The organism is Corynebacterium aurimucosum ATCC 700975 (assembly GCF_000022905.1).
GTDB lineage: Bacteria > Actinomycetota > Actinomycetes > Mycobacteriales > Mycobacteriaceae > Corynebacterium > Corynebacterium aurimucosum_F.
This window is the reverse complement of record NC_012590.1, coordinates 2,664,877-2,679,942: the sequence shown is the minus strand read 5'-3', so window position 1 is coordinate 2,679,942 and position 15,066 is coordinate 2,664,877. Positions and strand designations below refer to the sequence as shown.

The window sequence follows — 15,066 nt, the reverse complement described above, 5'->3', positions numbered from 1 at the left end:
ACACTACTTCGCAGATCGTGTCTCTCTCATCTGAGTCTATGACCCGCAACGCGGTCGACGCCTTGGGTGGGCCGACGGGGCGCTTTGCTCGTTCGGCCTATTCCGGGTGGTGGACGCCCCTGCGCGTGGCTATCACGCTGGCGTGGACGTTTTTGGCATTTGGGTTTTTGAGTAAGGCAACCTGTGCGGGTAGTCGCCGGGGCGAGGATGGCCTCATCAGCCTGAACTGGGATGGCAACCGCCAATACACGGCCTTTTGCTACAACGACATCGTCCCGCTCTATGGTGGGCGCGGACTCGATCAGCCGGGCTTCCCCTATGCCTATTCCTGGGTTGAGGGCGATCTCACCCGCTACATGGAGTACCCGGTACTGGCTGGCCTCTTCCAGGGAGCCGTCGGATGGCTGGCGCGCACCACCTATCCGGCGGTCGAGTGGCTTGGGATGGCAGATGTCAGCTGGTACTTTGGGCTGACCGCGTTCATCATGTCCCTCGTGTGGGTCGGTACGGTGGTGATGGTCTTCCAGCTCACGGGTAACCGGGCATGGGACACCATCCTCATGGCGGCCAGCCCGCTCGTGGTTATTCACGCTTTTACGAACTGGGACATCCCGTCGGTGGCCTTCATGGCGGGCGCGCTTCTTGCAGTGACAAAGCGTAAGAACTGGCTCGCCGGCATCCTCATTGGGCTCGGCACAGCGTTTAAGCTGTGGCCCCTGTTTATCTTGGGCGCTTTTTTGGTGCTGGCCATCCGCCACAAGCGCTGGGCGCCTTTCTTCAAGATGTTCGCGGCAACCGCTGTGACGTGGCTCGTGGTGAACCTTCCCGTGGCGCTGGCCTACCCCGAAGCCTGGGGCGAGTTCTTTAGGCTCAATCAGGAACGCGGTGCGGATTGGACCACGATCTATGCGCTGTTGAGCCGCGTGACGGGCGTGGGCTTCGAAGCGGACTTCCTCAACACCTTCTCCCTCGTGGCTTTCCTGGCGTGCTGCGCGGCAATCGCCATCATGGGGCTCAAGACACCGCGTGCGCCGCGGGTGGCTGAGATGATCTATCTCATCATCATGGCCTTCTTGATCTTCAACAAAGTGTGGTCGCCGCAGTACTCACTGTGGCTCGTCGTACCGGCGCTCTTGGCCCTGCCACGTTGGCGTCTCATCTTTAGCTGGGCGCTTGCCGACGCCCTCCTCTGGCCCATCCTTACCTGGCACATGCTCGGGGCTGAGAACAAGGGCCTGCCGCACGAGATGCTGGATATCGCGGTGATTACCCGTGATGGCTTCATCATCGCCATCGGCGTGCTGATCATCCGTCAGATGTGGGGCAAATCGGAAGATAAGGTCCGTGCTGCGCACGGCGGTAGGGATCCATTGGCGGGGGATTTTGCGCGATGACTATGACGATCCTGGGCATCATCTCCATCACGCTGGGTTTTATTTGCGTGTTGAGCGCCTATTACCTTTTTCAGCGCTCTCAAGACCGCACCTGGCCCATTGTGCTGGGGCTGCTGGCCCTCCTGTTTCTCACCGTGATTCCTGCTGGTTCGGCGATCTTTGTCGCGGCGACCCACTAGAGGCGGCCGAGGATATAAGGGATTTCCTTTTCCGCCGGTCAGTGCGGTACTGTGTGAGGGTTGCTTGACGCAACAGACCCTCCTGCCATATCCGCAAAGGTGATATGGCCGATACCAATTACTAGACCATAGGAGGTGATGAGGTCCGTGCGTCACTACGAAGTCATGATCATTCTGGATCCTAATCAGGATGAGCGCACCGTAACCCCGTCCCTAGACAAGTTCCTCGAGGCAATCCGCAAGGATGGCGGCAAAGTCGAAAAGGTTGACGTGTGGGGCAAGCGCCGTCTTGCATACCCGATCAACAAGAAGGAAGAGGGCATCTACGCAGTCGTGGAGCTGGAGTGTGAATCCCACTCCGTTCTCGAGCTCGATCGCCGTCTGAACCTGAACGACTCCATTCTGCGTACCAAGGTTCTGCGCACCGACAGCAAATAGCGGATACTGGGTTTCGAGCAATCCACGTAACCGATATTAAGGAGTAAAGACATGGCTCAGGGAGATACCAACATCACGGTTGTCGGCAACATCGTTGCTGATCCGGAACTGCGCTTCACCCCGGCGGGTGCCGCAGTGGCGAATTTCCGTGTTGCCTCCACCCCGCGTCGCTATAATCAGCAGACTTCCCAGTGGGAGGATGGCGAGGCCATGTTCCTCACCTGCAACGTGTGGCGCCAAGCCGCAGAAAACGTTGCGGAGACCCTAACCAAGGGCATGCGCGTTATCGTTACTGGCCGTTTGCGCCAGCGCTCTTACCAGACTCGTGAGGGCGAGAATCGCACTGTTTTTGAGATTGAGGTCGATGAGGTCGGCCCTTCCCTGCGTTATGCAACCGCTCAGGTTAACCGTAAGTCCGGCAACGGCGGCGGCAACTATGGCGGCGGCCAGCAGCAGGGTGGCGCTAACTACGGTGGTGGCAACCAAGGCGGTTTCTCCGGAAACCAGGGTGGTTTCTCTGGAAACCAGTCCCAGTCCTCTGCCCCGCAGCAGTCCCAGCAGTCGGCTCCGAGCAACGATCCGTGGAATTCGGCACCCCAAGCAGGAAGCTTTGGTGGTGCGGATGCAGAACCCCCGTTCTAAGACTGTCACGCAAGTATTCATTTAACTCAATTGAAAGGCAGGGATCATGAAGCTGATCCTCACCGCTGCCGTTGAGAACCTCGGCGCCCCCGGCGAAATTGTAGAGGTTAAGGACGGCTACGGACGTAACTACCTGCTTCCGCGCGGCCTGGCTATCGTCGCCACCCGCGGTGCTGAGAAGCAGATCGAGGGCATCAAGCGCGCCCAGGAAGCTCGCGCAATCCGCGACCTGGACCATGCACGCGAGATCCGTACCCAGCTGGAGGAGCTCAAGGACGTTAACGTCCCGGTGAAGACCTCCGAGTCCGGCAAGCTCTTCGGCTCCGTGTCCGCAGAGGACATCGTGAACGCCGTTGCCGCCGCTGGCGGCCCGAAGCTGGACAAGCGCATTGTTGTGCTTCCCAAGGGCCTGGTCAAGAAGACCGGCAACTACCAAGTCGAGCTGAAGCTGCACGCTGACGTTATCGGCAAGGTGAACTTCTCGGTCGTCGCTGCCTAAGAATTAAGGCGCACGACGGTCACCCTCCGTCCGTCCGCGTGTGAGGCGCGGCGCCGGTACGCAGGACGTGACCTTAAGACAACAGCAAGGCTTGAGGCCGTGCTCCTCCCACTATGTGAGGTGGTGAGAGGAAGCACGGCCTCAGGCCGTTTTGTGGGCCTGTGGGGATAGAGACTCGGAGTCACGCTCAGACTGTGGATAACTCGCATTATCTGTGGATAACTCGGCGGCGCGTTAACGGTGAATTTACTCACGGCGCATGGTGTTAACCCGCTGGTAGGGGCGATTTCCAGTTGAGGGGCCTACTTTTCCACCGGTTTTGTGCGGATTTTCACACTAAGAAAAACCCATACTGACCTGCGGAAATAATCTTCGCTGGTCACAGCGCCGCAAAGTTATCCACAGCTCTGACCTCTACCTTTGCACACCATGTCTTTGGTGACCTGGCAATTCCACAGGGATCTGTGGATAACTCTGAAAGTTATGCCCAAGGGGTGGTGTCTTGACCCTCGGCTAGACTGTTGTGTATCGCGCGCGGTTGCCGCTTGGCACTGCATCGAAACCTGGCCGTCCGGCGCGGAGAAGAGTGAGAACTTCAGGCACACGGCCAGGGTGGGATTAATGAACGGTGGGATTAATGAGCAATGACTAATGCCAGTTTTGATGATGACCAGGTTCCACCACCACCGGAGCCGGTAGAGGAGGAGCCCCGCCGCTCCTACCGGCAGGAGGAACCTAAGCGCTACGGTGAATTCCGCCAGCCGCCCGCGGACCGCGAGGCCGAACAGGGCGTTCTCGGCGCCATGCTCCTGAGCCCGAACACGGTCATGGAGGTCATTGAGGAGCTAGAGCCGGAGGATTTCTACTACCCTGCGCACACGCTCATCTACCAGGCCATGATTGACCTTTATGCCGCAGGAACCGACATCGATGCGGTGATTGTGGCGGCCCGGCTCGATCGCTATAACAACCTCGAGCGCGTTGGCGGCGCGCCCTACCTGCATACCCTGCTGGCCACGGTGCCAACCGCCGCCAACGCCCGCTACTACGCGGAGATTGTTGCGGAGAAGGCGGTGCTGCGCAAGCTGGTGGACGCCGGAACCAGAGTCGTCCAACTCGGCTTCCAGGGCTCTGAGGATATGGAGATCGAGTCCGTCTTGGACCGCGCCCAGCAGGAAGTTTTCGCCGTGGCGCAGAAGAAGACCACCGAGGATTACCGTGCCTTAAGCGATCTCATCGATCCCACCATTGATGAACTCGCTGCCCTGCAGCAAAACGGTGTGGAGTCCGGCGTGCCCACGGGGTTCATCGACCTCGATAACCTGACCAATGGCCTACGCGCCGGCCAGATGATTATTGTCGCCGCCCGCCCCGGCGTTGGTAAGTCCACGCTGGCCATGGACTTCATGCGCTCGGCCTCCCTGCAGCACAACAAGACTTCCGTGGTGTTCTCCCTGGAGATGTCCGCCTCAGAGATCGTCATGCGCCTGTTGTCGGCGGAGGCGGAAGTGAAGCTATCGGATATGCGCGGTGGCCGCGTGTCCACGGAGGATTGGGCCAAGATCGATGACACCCTCAACCGCATCCAGGATGCGCCCCTGTTCATCGATGATTCCCCGAACCTCACCATGATGGAAATCCGCTCGAAGGCCCGCCGCCTGAAGCAGCAGCACGGTCTAGACCTCATTGTGTTGGACTATATGCAGCTGATGTCCTCGGGCAAGAAGGTAGAGTCCCGTCAGCAAGAGGTCTCGGAGTTTTCGCGCCAGCTCAAGCTGTTGGCCAAGGAGCTGGAAGTTCCGCTCATCGCGATTTCGCAGCTGAACCGTGGTCCAGAATCCCGTACCGATAAGAAACCGCAGCTGGCGGATCTGCGTGAATCCGGCTCGCTTGAGCAGGACGCCGATATGGTTATGCTGCTCTACCGCCCAGACTCACAAGACCGCGATGATCCCCGCGCCGGTGAGGCGGATATCATCCTGGCCAAGCACCGTGGCGGCCCGATCGACACGGTGAAGGTGGCGCACCAGCTGCACTACTCCAAGTTCGTCAACATGGCGCACGGTTAAATTACAGGTCCACGACAGCGTTGGGGTCACCCAACCGTGGGCCGAGGATGACCAAGACCAAGAAGACCGCAGCCGCGGCGAGCGCCAGCCATCGCCACACCGGGAAGAAGCGCTCGCCACAAAGCCGGGCGAATGCCGCGCCGATGAGCACGCCGATCGTATTGAAGATGAGGTCATCAATATCAGTGCGTCCTAGCGTGAAGGCATACTGGACTGTTTCCAGTGCCAAACTCAGCGCGAATCCCCACGCGGCCGTTGCCTTGATTGATCGGCACATGCTGAAGACGAGCATGCCGAAAGGAATGAAAAAGGCGGTATTGCCCGCATACTCAAAAAGCGGGCCAAACCAGGTGCCTCCGGAGAACTCATCAAGTGGCACCAAACGCAGGTCACGAACTCGCTGGTTCTCCGGCTTCCAGAGGTAGCCAATCTGATAGAAGGGCTTAAGCGTGGTGAGCGCGGCCATGACCGCGATCCACGCGCCAAGGGCGACCCTATTGAGCAAGGGTCCTGCCCTTGAACTCTGGCAGTGTCAGTGCTGCTACAGCTGCGAGGCCGAAGGCTGCTGCGAACAGCGCGAAGAGCGAGCCCGTTCCTGCCACCGCGATGAGCGGCGGAACGATGAGCGGTGCCAGGATTGATGCGAGTCGGCCGAAGCCAGCTGCCGCACCGGTACCGCGCCCGCGCAGGGCGGTGGGGTAGAGCTCCGGGCCGATGGCGTACAGCGCACCCCACGCGCCAAGGTTGAAGAAGGAGAGCAGGCAACCGGCCAGGATGATCATGGCTTCAGTGTTAGCGAAACCAAAGAACCCGGCCGACAGGGCGGAACCCACGAGGAATATCGCTAGGGTCGAGCGGCGGCCCCAGACCTCGATGAGCCAGCCGGCTGCGGCGTAGCCGGGTAGCTGGGCGAGAGTGATAATCAGCGTGAAGCTGAAGGACTTCACCAGGGAGAAGCCATCCGCGACAAGCAGTGACGGAATCCAAATGAAGGCGCCGTAGTAGGAGAGGTTGACGCAGAACCAGATGGTCCACAGCGCCAGCGTGCGCCCGCGCAAGGACTTTGACCAAATGCTGGTGGCGGTGACATCTTCCTCGGAGTAGGTCGGTGCCGGGGTCGTGCGGTCAATGTCCGCCTCGTCTACCTCGGCCTCAAAGGAAGCGACGATTTCTTCTGCTTCCTCGTGGCGGCCCTTCGACTCTAGGAAGCGCACTGATTCAGGCAAGTGAAGGCGTACATAGAGAGCGTAGAGCGCGGGCACCATGCCGAGCGCTAGGGCCCAGCGCCAGCCGCTTTCCGACGCCCCCACCACGAACGTTCCAATTACCGCAGCGAGGATCCACCCCACCGCCCAGAAGGCCTCCAGCAGAACGACCATGCGCCCGCGCACCTTGAGCGGTGCGAACTCGGAAATCAGCGTGGAGGCCACCGGCAGCTCAGCGCCGAGGCCAAGTCCGATGAAGAAGCGCAGGATGATGAGGAGCGTGAGGCCCGTTGCCAGGGCAGAAGCGCCCGTGGCAAGGCCATAGACCAGCAGGGTCAGAGCAAAAATGTGGCGGCGGCCGAACTTATCGGCCAAGAGGCCGCCGAAGGTGGCGCCCAAGGCCATGCCGATGAAGCCCACGGACGCCAGCCAGGAGGATTGGGTCGGTGTGATCCCCCAGTGCACGGCCAAAGCGGCCATGATGAAGGAGATGAGGCCCACGTCCATGGCGTCGAGCGCCCAGCCGATGCCGGAGCCGAAGAGGAGACGTTTGTGTTTTCCAGTGACGGGAAGGCGGTCGAGCCTCTCCGTGCGTGAGATAGAGCGATGATCAAGACGATTCATGCAGGCTAAGCTTACTCCTCGGGGGTAAAGCTTTTCAGCCGCAGAGAATTGGTCACCACAAAGACTGAGCTCAGGGCCATTGCCAACCCCGCCAGTAGGGGGTTGAGCAGGCCAAACGCTGCCACAGGAAGAAGAATAATATTATAGGCGAAGGCCCAAAATAGGTTGCCCTTGATGATGCGCAGGGTGCTGCGCGCGAGTCGCACTGCCTCGGCAACGGAGCGCAGGTCGTTGTTCATCACCGTGATATCGGAAGCTTCGATGGCCACGTCTGCTCCCGCGCCCATCGCGATTCCGAGGTCCGCCTGCGCGAGCGCTGCGGCGTCGTTGACGCCATCGCCCACCATGGCCACAGTGCGCCCCTGCTCCTGCAGACGAGCAATAGTATCCACTTTGTCTGCGGGCATGACCTCCGCTGTCACGTTGGCATCATCAATGCCAACGGCTCGCGCCACTGCACGCGCCGCGCCGGCGTTATCCCCGGTGAGTAGGTGGGGTGTAAGTCCTAGCTTGTGCATTGCTGCGATGGCGGCGGCGGAGGATTCCTTGATGCGATCCTGCAGCTCGATGGAGCCTGCCAGGGTGTCATCGACGTAGACGCCGACTTGGGTCCCGGTGCCCTCATAGCCCGCAGGCGGCCGGCCGACTCGCACGTGCGCGCCCTCAATCGTTGCCTCGATGCCTTGGCCGGGAAGCTCGTGGAAGTCTTCGGCTGTGGGGAGCTCGCCGTCGTAAGCCGTGCGGATGGCGCGTGCGATGGGGTGCTCGGAGCCCTGCTCTGCGGCCGCGGCGAGACGAAGAACGTCCTGCTGCGTGTGCCCTGCCGTAGATTGGATTGCTCCCACCGACATCTGGCCTTCCGTGATGGTGCCCGTTTTATCTAGAACGATGGTGTCGATCTGGCGCGTCGATTCCAAAATCTCCGGGCCCTTGATGAGGATTCCCAGTTCGGCGCCGCGCCCGGTGCCCACGAGGATTGCGGTGGGCGTCGCCAAGCCCATGGCGCACGGACACGCGATGATGAGGACGGAGACGGCGGCCACGAAGGCTGGGGCGATACCACCGAACAACAGGTGTGCCACGAGGGCGAGGAGAGCGATGCCGATGACGATCGGGACAAAGACGGCGGCGATGCGGTCCGCGAGACGTTGTACAGGGGCCTTCGAGGTCTGGGCCGCAGTGACCAGCGCGCCCATCTGGGCCAAAACGGTGTCGGAGCCAACGCGGGTGGCGCGCACCTCAAGGCGCCCAGAGGCGTTGATGGTAGCGCCCGTCACCGTGCTGCCGGGTGAAACCTCAACCGGCATTGACTCGCCGGTGAGCAGGGATTCATCCACGGCGGAATGACCGCTGAGAACCACGCCATCGGTGGCGATCTTCTCGCCGGGACGGACCACAAAAACATCGCCTACGTGGAGCTCGCTGGCGGGAATGCGGGTTTCGGTGCCGTCGCGAAGCACGGTGGCTTCTTTAGCCCCCATAGTCAGCAGCGTGGTGAGCGCCTCGGAGGAGCGCCCCTTAGCTTTGAGCTCAAACCACCGTCCAAGCAGCAGGAAGGTGATAACCATGCCGACGGATTCGAGGTAGATGTGGTCCATCTGCGCGTCATTGGAGCGTAGCGTCATGTGCATGGTCATACCGGGCATTCCGGCATCGCCGAAAAAGAGCGCGTAGAGGGACCAACCGAAAGCGGCGGTAGTGCCCAGTGTGATGAGAGTATCCATCGTGGCAGCGCCATGCTTCAGATTGGCCCAGGTAGCGCGGTGGAAGGGTGCTCCGCCGATGACGTAGACGAGTGTCGTGAGCATCAAGCAGGCCCACTGCCAGTGCTGAAACTGCAGGGCCGGGACCATGGAAAGCAGCATCACTGGTAGGGAGAGTGCCGCAGAGAGCAGGGTGCGCTGAAGGATGTCGGAGGCTTCGCTCTCGCGAGCATCCTCCGCCGTGCTTGCTGGTTCCTCCCCCTCACCGTCCATGGTGAAGGCTCCGTAGCCCGCGCCTTCGACGACGTCGATGAGATCGGCGGGCGTCGTCGTTGCAGGGTCATAACTCACGGAGGCAGACTCCGTGGCGAAGTTGACCGTGGCTTCAACGTTGTCGAGTTTGTTGAGTTTGCGCTCGACGCGGGAGGAGCACGACGTACAGGTCATCCCAGTGATGCCGAGGGTGAGGCTGGTAGTCATGGTGTTTAGGCCAATTCGTAGCCGGCTTCGGCGACGGCAGCAGCAACTTGCTCATCGCTAAAACCCTCCCCGGTGACGGTGACTGCGCCGGTGGTGTGGTCGGCAGTAACGTCGGTTACGCCACTGATCTCTGAGATCTCTTCCTTGACGGAAAGCTCGCAGTGGCCACAGGTCATGCCGGTAACGGTGTAGGTTGTGGTGCTCATGGTGATGAATCCTTCTCTCTTCTTAACGGTTAATGCTACTGCCAAGAATATACCCCCCTGGGGTATACGCGCAAGGAATAATCGAGTCTTGTGTACCGTTGAGGGTTGATAGAACCGACAAAAATCCCCGAGACTGATAGGAACAACATGGCAACGATTGACATTACTGAGGACACGTTCCAGGAAACCATCTCCGGCGACGGCATCACGCTCGTCGATGCCTGGGCGGAATGGTGCGGCCCGTGCAAGCGCTTCGGTCCCGTCTTTGAGAAGGCATCTGAGGAGCACCCCGATGCTACGTTTGCCAAGCTGGATACCGAGGCCAACCAGGAGCTATCCGCGAAGCTGCAGATTCAGTCCATCCCTACCTTGATGGTTTTCCGCGATGGCATCCTGGTCTTCCGCGAGGCTGGCGCCCTGCCGCCGGCAGCCCTGGAGGATCTCATCGGCCAGGTTAAGGCCCTTGACATGGACGAAGTCCGCGCCCAGGTGGAGAGCCAGAAGGCGGAATAGTCCCGGAGAATTCTTCTTGGCGCTGAGGGTCCAGGTACGCCCGCCGCGCGCGCTTTCCTGTGAGTATCGCTACACTCGCAGGAAAGCGTCTTTTTATATAGGCACTAATAAGAGCTGCATTAACTACTGCTGCAGGAACCACTAAGGAGTGAGTGCGATGGCAAATCCATTTAGCAAAGGCTGGAAGTATGTGATGGCTTCTTTCGATCAGAAGATCGACGAGAACGCTGACCCCAAGGTCCAGATCCAGCAGGCCGTGGAAGGTGCGAAGGAGCAACATCGCCAGATTTCCGAACATGCGGCGGAGATTATTGGACGCAAAACCCAGCTGGAAATGCAGCTCAACCGTCTGGTGAAGACCCAGAAGGACTATCAAGACCAGACCCGCCGGGCGTTGGAGCTGGCGGATGCTTCCGAGGATCCGCAGAAGGCCGCCGAGTACAACCAAGCGGCCGAGGTCGTGGCGAGCCAGCTGGTCGCCGTAGAGAATGAGTTGGCCAATCTGAAATCCCAGCACGAGGCTGCTTCCCAAGCTGCCGAGCAGGCGAAGGCCCAGCAGCAGCAGTCGGAGGCCCGCCTTAAGGAGCAGCTGGCGCAGGTGGACCAGTTGCTGTCCCAGGCTGATCAGGCAGCGATGCAGGAGAAGAACGCTGAGGCCTTGGACTCTATGAACGAGCTCAAGCCCGATGATTCCACGCCAACGTTGGATTCGGTACGCGCCAAGATTGAGAAGCGCTACGCTGATGCTCTCGGCGCTCAGGAGCTGCACCAGGCAGCTGGCGGTAGCCGGATTCAGGAGATTTCGGCCGCAGGCCACGACATGGCCGCCGCGTCCCGCTTGGACGAGATTCGCGCCGAGATGGCCAAGAATAAGGAGATCGAAGGTTCCCCCTTCGCTAGCGACCAAGCGCTTGAGGCGGGCACCGAAACTGGTGCTGGTTCCGAATCGGACACCGCCGAGGGCAAGCAGTAGCCACCGCGGAGCACATCCCCGCATAGAAAAGGGACCTTTGAGGGCGGGCACGCAGCGCGGCCGGGGTGTTTCAACACCTTATGCTCTCAAAGGTCCCTGTAGTGTTTTAGCTATCTTGGCGGCGGATATTGATGAGCACGCCGCGGATGCCCGAGTGGAAGCCATCGCGCAGGTTGACGCGCTGGGTTTCGGTGAGCGTGTACTCGTGCAGGGTTTCACAGGCGAACTGCAGCAACGGGCGGTCGATTTCCGGTGGCAGGCCGCCGCCCGAGAGCAGGTGGGCCTGGTCACGTTGATCGGCGCTCGCGGCGTTGTCGAACCACCACGAGGCATATTGCTGCCCCACGTCAAAGGGGGACTGGAAGCCGGCGGAGCTCCACACTTCTTCGGGGAGGGGAACGTACTTCGAGCGAAGTTTACGGCGCGGCGCCATCATGGACGGCTTTGGCGCGGCCGGCTTGGGGGCCGGCTTCGGAGCGTCGGTGCCTGCTTCCGGCTCTTCGTCGGCAGACTCCTGCGCAGCGGTTCCGGGCTGGGAGGGCTCCTCGTCCTCGGCGGGGACGCTGGGTGCCGCTGATTCGGGGTGAGCGGCCGTGGCCGCCACGTCTTGTGCCGCGGCAGAAGGAGTGGCCGGCCCGGGTTTCGGCGCGGAGGGGAAAGCAGCTTGCGCCTCGGTAGGTTCTTCGCATTCCGGAGCGAGCTCGCTAGCGGCATCGCTCACTTCCTCGCCGACGTCCTCGGAATTCTGGGGTTCGCGGATGGTCGGCGGCAGCGGGCCTTCGAGGACCTCGAGCTCCATTGCATCGGCGAAGTCTTCGCGCGGATCAAGGATTGTGGTGGAGTCGCACGCATGGCGCAACGCCGAGGACATCGAATCCCATCCGAAGCCATAAAGGTGCACGCGCACACCATTGTTGACGGCCTCCTGGACCCCGGGAATCATGTCAGCATCGCCGGAGACCAAAACAAAGTCCGTGACTTGGCCCTTCATGGCGGAGACGATCATGTCGGCGACAAGGCGGGTATCCACCGCCTTTTGGGTGCGGCGCTCGCCCCATTCGATGAGCTGACCTGTTCGCAATTGCACGCCATCGCAGACGCGCAACGCTCGCTGGTAGCGGTGGGGCCCGGTATCGGGGATGCCGTCGTACCAGTACTGGCGGTGAATGCGGTTTCCAACCTGGTTCTCAATCATGGAACCAAGGGAGCTGACTACTTCAGGTAAATCGATTTCTAGCTGGGCCCGAGCACCCGTTTCCCAAGAGTTGTAGAAACTGGCGAGTAGATATGACGTGTCGACGAAGACAAGTGTTCGTTCAAGCATGGCTCCTAAATTCCGTTCTATTTCTTCTAAATAATTTTCTTAGGTCACTTCTGTGAGGTCTTCCAGCCTAGGGCCGGTGTATTCCAGTGTGCCCCATTAGTCACAAAACGTCGATAACCTTGAGGGAATTCCCAGGTAATGCAGGTGTTAGTCGAAGGGCTTGCGGCGGTCATGGGGCTGGTTATATGGTTAGCTACATGAGTAACCAACCAGCTAAGGGGGCGGCATGGATAACTCCGCGCAGCCACTCTTTCGTCAGATAGCGGTACTCATCGAGGACGCCATCATTGAGGGCACTCTCGCCGAGGGCGCCCAGGCGCCGTCCACGAATGAGCTCGCCGCCTTCCACAGCATCAACCCCGCCACTGCCCGAAAGGGCCTGACCCTCCTCGTGGATCTTGGAATCCTCGAAAAACGCCGAGGTATCGGCATGTTCGTCACCTCTGGTGCCGCAGACCTTATCCGGGCGCGGCGTCGCCAAGACTTTGCGGCTGAATACGCCGCACCGCTTATCGACGAAGCCGTGCACCTGGGCTACACCCGCCAGCAACTCCATGACCTCATCGACCTTGTCGCAGAAAGTCGAGGACTCTACTCATGATTTCCACTCCGCACTTCACCTTCGACGACGGCCTTACGCACGGCCTCGTCGGCCCCAACGGCATTGGCAAGACCACTCTGATGCGCAAAATTTCCGGGCAATTAGGCGGCTCCGGTATCAAAGTCGACGGCGACAAGCCCTACGACAATGAAAAGGTGCTCAACAAGATCGTGCTTATGGGCATCGATAATCCCCTGCCCGAAGGTTGGAATATGAAGAAAATCTTCACCGTAGCCAGCCTGCGCTGGCCCACCTGGGACAAGGAGCGCGCCGAGGAATTGGTGGAGCGTTTCGAGCTGCCGATGAAGAACTACTCGGGTCTTTCCCGTGGTCAGAAATCGGCCGCGAGTTTCATCGTTGCGGTGGCTTCGGGGGTGCCGTACATGCTTCTCGACGAGCCCTACCTCGGCCTCGACGCCGCTAAGCGGGAGGTTTTCTATGACGTCCTGCGCGAGGAGCATGGCCGCACCATTATCGTCTCCACCCATCACCTCAACGAGCTGTCCGGTTTGCTCGATACCGTAGCCCTGATGGGGGAGAGCCCGCTGTCCGGTCCCATCGATGAGTTCATCGAAGGCGTCGTGCAGCTTACTGGCTCTGCCGAAACCCTCGATCGCGCGCTGGGGCGCCTACAGCTCCCGGTGCTTGAGCGCGAAAGCTCCGCCGTGGCGGACCGCGCGCTTGTCGACGCCCGCCCCAACCACACCGCCAACGTCTTTGCCATGGCCCAGGAAATGGGGCTTCGCGCCACCGAGGTATCCCTCGAACAGGCAGTTCTGGCATTGGGGGAGGCGTGATGAAGCTTTATAGGCATATGGCGCTGAGCTGGATCAGCTTCTTCTACGCCTTGTGGATTGTCATCCTTCCGGTGCTGGGAATGGACCGTGGGCAAGGCTGGGCCATCGGGTATTCACTCCTTATGGCGCTCCAGCTCTACCTGGTCCAGCCTGACTTCTCGCGCTACCTCACCTTTGGTCTCAGTACGCGCGTCTGGAACGGGCACCGGCGAATCAATGCCTCCCTGGCGCTTTTGCTCCTTCTCGTCAGCGCACCCTGGGCTTTCCCGTGGTGGACTCTCATCGCGCCAACGGCAGTGTGGATATTCTGCATGGCCAAGCGCGTCGAGCCATCACGACTGACCACTAGCTCCCTCATCGTAGGAAGCGATGGTGATTCTTCGACGGGCTGGTTCTCAGCGTCCCCGGTCTCCCAAATTGTCTTGCGCCCTCAAGCTCGCGCGTGGATGTGGGCTGCATTCGGTATAGCCATCGCAACTGCGATAAACATCGTGGTGAGCAAGCTGTGGGATAAGGGTGTGGGCATCGTAGGCGCCATAGTCACGTTGATTGTCCTGCCGCTAGTGGCTGACGCGGTTCGCAGCTCGATGAAGGATGCGGTGACCTATGGCGTTCCACGCGCGGCCTGGTCCACAGCGACGTTATTGTGTACCGCGATTCCAGTGGGCTTGGGAGCTGTCACTGATGTGGTGACGTTGATGTGGACCGGAAGCCTCGCCGGATTCACCATCGTTCCCCTTGCAATGGCTGCCGTTCTCGTGAGCTTTGCGATCACCGACAAAGAGACATGGCCCTATACGGCGGCCACGGCCGGAGCCATTGCTGCCGTGTTGCTTGCGTGGCTGCTTAAATCTGACATTCCTGTGTGGTGGCCGCTGGCCGGAATGGGCGTTCTCTACTTGGTATGGGCGGCAGTGCTCCCGCGGATGGCGCAGAAAGTAAACGTATTTACGCCGGGACTCATGGGCTGGTTCGGGGTGCGCTAGGTGCTGTCCGCAGAGCCGCTTTGAAGGCGCGTTTAAGTGCCTCTTTAGGCGCCCGAAAACCTACTATGACGTGCGTATTTGTGTTTCTTTGGGGCCGTGTGTAACTTTATATGAGTCAGCGCGACCGACAGCGCCCCACAGGAACTGAGGTTCTTGAAGCGAGGCGGTAGGAAAACAGGCCCTGACAACAAATATTTTCTTTACTCGCAGTACTGCGTTTCGCTTAAAGCGGGCCGTATGGCTGTGTGGTGACGATGTCTGAGAACTCAATAGTGTGCCAATGTACTTTTTTGTTGGTTGATTTTTTGTTCTGGCCGTGTTGTGTCGTATGTATGGCACGGTTGGTGTATGCCGGATGGCGCTTTTCTTTCAAGCGGCGTCATTGTAAATAACATAAGTTGTTTGGGCATATGGTTTAAATCTTCTAACTAGG

The 15,066-nt window shown here is 60.0% G+C and carries 16 protein-coding genes; 11 read left to right on the top strand and 5 right to left on the bottom strand.

Annotated features, from left to right (window positions below; all coding sequences use genetic code 11):
- Nucleotides 1-38 precede the first annotated feature (38 nt).
- The 6 genes from CAURI_RS12760 to dnaB all read left to right on the top strand — a co-directional run bounded on the left by CAURI_RS12760 (nucleotide 39) and on the right by dnaB (nucleotide 5,221).
- Nucleotides 39-1,394 (top strand): glycosyltransferase family 87 protein, encoded by a 1,356-nt coding sequence (locus tag CAURI_RS12760; RefSeq protein ID WP_010187903.1) that lies wholly within the window; start codon nucleotides 39-41, stop codon nucleotides 1,392-1,394.
- Nucleotides 1,391-1,573 carry a hypothetical protein gene (locus CAURI_RS12755; RefSeq protein WP_010187901.1) on the top strand — a complete coding sequence of 61 codons (183 nt, stop codon included), beginning with the start codon at nucleotides 1,391-1,393 and terminating at the stop codon, nucleotides 1,571-1,573. Before CAURI_RS12760 ends, CAURI_RS12755 begins: the two co-directional genes overlap by 4 nt.
- Nucleotides 1,574-1,720: 147 nt before the next feature.
- The gene (gene rpsF, locus CAURI_RS12750; RefSeq protein ID WP_010187899.1) at nucleotides 1,721-2,011 is read left to right on the top strand and encodes a 30S ribosomal protein S6; all 291 of its coding nucleotides are present in this window, start codon (nucleotides 1,721-1,723) and stop codon (nucleotides 2,009-2,011) included.
- Between the two features lie 51 nt (nucleotides 2,012-2,062).
- On the top strand, nucleotides 2,063-2,653 hold the full coding sequence (locus CAURI_RS12745; protein ID WP_010187897.1) for a single-stranded DNA-binding protein: 591 nt from the start codon (nucleotides 2,063-2,065) through the stop codon (nucleotides 2,651-2,653).
- Between the two features lie 46 nt (nucleotides 2,654-2,699).
- Nucleotides 2,700-3,152 (top strand): 50S ribosomal protein L9, encoded by a 453-nt coding sequence (gene rplI / locus CAURI_RS12740; protein WP_010187895.1) that lies wholly within the window; start codon nucleotides 2,700-2,702, stop codon nucleotides 3,150-3,152.
- Nucleotides 3,153-3,796: 644 nt separating this feature from the next.
- Nucleotides 3,797-5,221: a replicative DNA helicase gene (gene dnaB / locus CAURI_RS12735; protein ID WP_010187892.1), complete on the top strand. Its 1,425-nt coding sequence runs from the start codon at nucleotides 3,797-3,799 to the stop codon at nucleotides 5,219-5,221.
- 1 nt (nucleotide 5,222) lies between these two features.
- Here dnaB and CAURI_RS12730 read toward each other — a convergent pair whose 3' ends face one another.
- The 4 genes from CAURI_RS12730 to CAURI_RS12715 are packed head-to-tail and all read right to left on the bottom strand — an operon-like array spanning nucleotide 5,223 to nucleotide 9,439.
- Nucleotides 5,223-5,726: a VanZ family protein gene (locus CAURI_RS12730; RefSeq protein WP_029158879.1), complete on the bottom strand. Its 504-nt coding sequence runs from the start codon at nucleotides 5,724-5,726 to the stop codon at nucleotides 5,223-5,225.
- Complete coding sequence (locus tag CAURI_RS12725) at nucleotides 5,716-7,050, bottom strand: MFS transporter (protein WP_010187889.1); 1,335 nt, start codon at nucleotides 7,048-7,050, stop codon at nucleotides 5,716-5,718. Before CAURI_RS12725 ends, CAURI_RS12730 begins: the two co-directional genes overlap by 11 nt.
- Before the next feature lie 11 nt (nucleotides 7,051-7,061).
- Nucleotides 7,062-9,233 carry a heavy metal translocating P-type ATPase gene (locus CAURI_RS12720; protein WP_010187888.1) on the bottom strand — a complete coding sequence of 724 codons (2,172 nt, stop codon included), beginning with the start codon at nucleotides 9,231-9,233 and terminating at the stop codon, nucleotides 7,062-7,064.
- 5 nt (nucleotides 9,234-9,238) lie between these two features.
- On the bottom strand, nucleotides 9,239-9,439 hold the full coding sequence (locus CAURI_RS12715) for a heavy-metal-associated domain-containing protein (RefSeq protein ID WP_010187886.1): 201 nt from the start codon (nucleotides 9,437-9,439) through the stop codon (nucleotides 9,239-9,241).
- 147 nt (nucleotides 9,440-9,586) lie between these two features.
- Between CAURI_RS12715 and trxA the strand changes: the two genes are divergently transcribed.
- A complete protein-coding gene (gene trxA, locus CAURI_RS12710) occupies nucleotides 9,587-9,952 on the top strand; it encodes a thioredoxin (RefSeq protein WP_010187883.1) in 366 nt (121 codons plus the stop codon).
- A 157-nt stretch (nucleotides 9,953-10,109) separates the two neighbouring features.
- Complete coding sequence (locus CAURI_RS12705) at nucleotides 10,110-10,925, top strand: PspA/IM30 family protein (protein ID WP_010187881.1); 816 nt, start codon at nucleotides 10,110-10,112, stop codon at nucleotides 10,923-10,925.
- Nucleotides 10,926-11,031: 106 nt separating this feature from the next.
- Here the strand turns inward: CAURI_RS12705 and CAURI_RS12700 are convergent, their stop codons facing one another.
- Nucleotides 11,032-12,249: an NYN domain-containing protein gene (locus CAURI_RS12700; RefSeq protein ID WP_012715363.1), complete on the bottom strand. Its 1,218-nt coding sequence runs from the start codon at nucleotides 12,247-12,249 to the stop codon at nucleotides 11,032-11,034.
- 226 nt (nucleotides 12,250-12,475) lie between these two features.
- Here CAURI_RS12700 and CAURI_RS12695 point away from each other — a divergent pair, with 226 nt between their 5' ends.
- From CAURI_RS12695 to CAURI_RS12685, 3 genes are read left to right on the top strand one after another with little or no spacing between them, the layout of a single operon-like run.
- Nucleotides 12,476-12,850, top strand: a complete 375-nt coding sequence (locus tag CAURI_RS12695; protein WP_010187877.1) for a GntR family transcriptional regulator — start codon at nucleotides 12,476-12,478, stop codon at nucleotides 12,848-12,850.
- Nucleotides 12,847-13,647 carry an ATP-binding cassette domain-containing protein gene (locus CAURI_RS12690; RefSeq protein ID WP_010187875.1) on the top strand — a complete coding sequence of 267 codons (801 nt, stop codon included), beginning with the start codon at nucleotides 12,847-12,849 and terminating at the stop codon, nucleotides 13,645-13,647. The genes CAURI_RS12695 and CAURI_RS12690 overlap by 4 nt, the downstream gene beginning before the upstream one ends.
- Complete coding sequence (locus tag CAURI_RS12685; protein ID WP_010187874.1) at nucleotides 13,647-14,633, top strand: hypothetical protein; 987 nt, start codon at nucleotides 13,647-13,649, stop codon at nucleotides 14,631-14,633. Before CAURI_RS12690 ends, CAURI_RS12685 begins: the two co-directional genes overlap by 1 nt.
- Nucleotides 14,634-15,066: the final 433 nt, after the last annotated feature.

What these genes read in the sequence shown, in the direction of transcription:
- CAURI_RS12760 (WP_010187903.1), top strand. Translation starts at nt 39, where the DNA reads ATGACCCGCAACGCGGTCGACGCCTTGGGTGGGCCGACGGGGCGCTTT.
- CAURI_RS12755 (WP_010187901.1), top strand. Translation starts at nt 1,391, where the DNA reads ATGACTATGACGATCCTGGGCATCATCTCCATCACGCTGGGTTTTATT.
- CAURI_RS12745 (WP_010187897.1), top strand. Translation starts at nt 2,063, where the DNA reads ATGGCTCAGGGAGATACCAACATCACGGTTGTCGGCAACATCGTTGCT.
- rplI (WP_010187895.1), top strand. Translation starts at nt 2,700, where the DNA reads ATGAAGCTGATCCTCACCGCTGCCGTTGAGAACCTCGGCGCCCCCGGC.
- dnaB (WP_010187892.1), top strand. Translation starts at nt 3,797, where the DNA reads ATGACTAATGCCAGTTTTGATGATGACCAGGTTCCACCACCACCGGAG.
- CAURI_RS12725 (WP_010187889.1), bottom strand. Translation starts at nt 7,050, where the DNA reads ATGAATCGTCTTGATCATCGCTCTATCTCACGCACGGAGAGGCTCGAC.
- CAURI_RS12720 (WP_010187888.1), bottom strand. Translation starts at nt 9,233, where the DNA reads ATGACTACCAGCCTCACCCTCGGCATCACTGGGATGACCTGTACGTCG.
- CAURI_RS12715 (WP_010187886.1), bottom strand. Translation starts at nt 9,439, where the DNA reads ATGAGCACCACAACCTACACCGTTACCGGCATGACCTGTGGCCACTGC.
- trxA (WP_010187883.1), top strand. Translation starts at nt 9,587, where the DNA reads ATGGCAACGATTGACATTACTGAGGACACGTTCCAGGAAACCATCTCC.
- CAURI_RS12705 (WP_010187881.1), top strand. Translation starts at nt 10,110, where the DNA reads ATGGCAAATCCATTTAGCAAAGGCTGGAAGTATGTGATGGCTTCTTTC.
- CAURI_RS12700 (WP_012715363.1), bottom strand. Translation starts at nt 12,249, where the DNA reads ATGCTTGAACGAACACTTGTCTTCGTCGACACGTCATATCTACTCGCC.
- CAURI_RS12695 (WP_010187877.1), top strand. Translation starts at nt 12,476, where the DNA reads ATGGATAACTCCGCGCAGCCACTCTTTCGTCAGATAGCGGTACTCATC.
- CAURI_RS12690 (WP_010187875.1), top strand. Translation starts at nt 12,847, where the DNA reads ATGATTTCCACTCCGCACTTCACCTTCGACGACGGCCTTACGCACGGC.
- CAURI_RS12685 (WP_010187874.1), top strand. Translation starts at nt 13,647, where the DNA reads ATGAAGCTTTATAGGCATATGGCGCTGAGCTGGATCAGCTTCTTCTAC.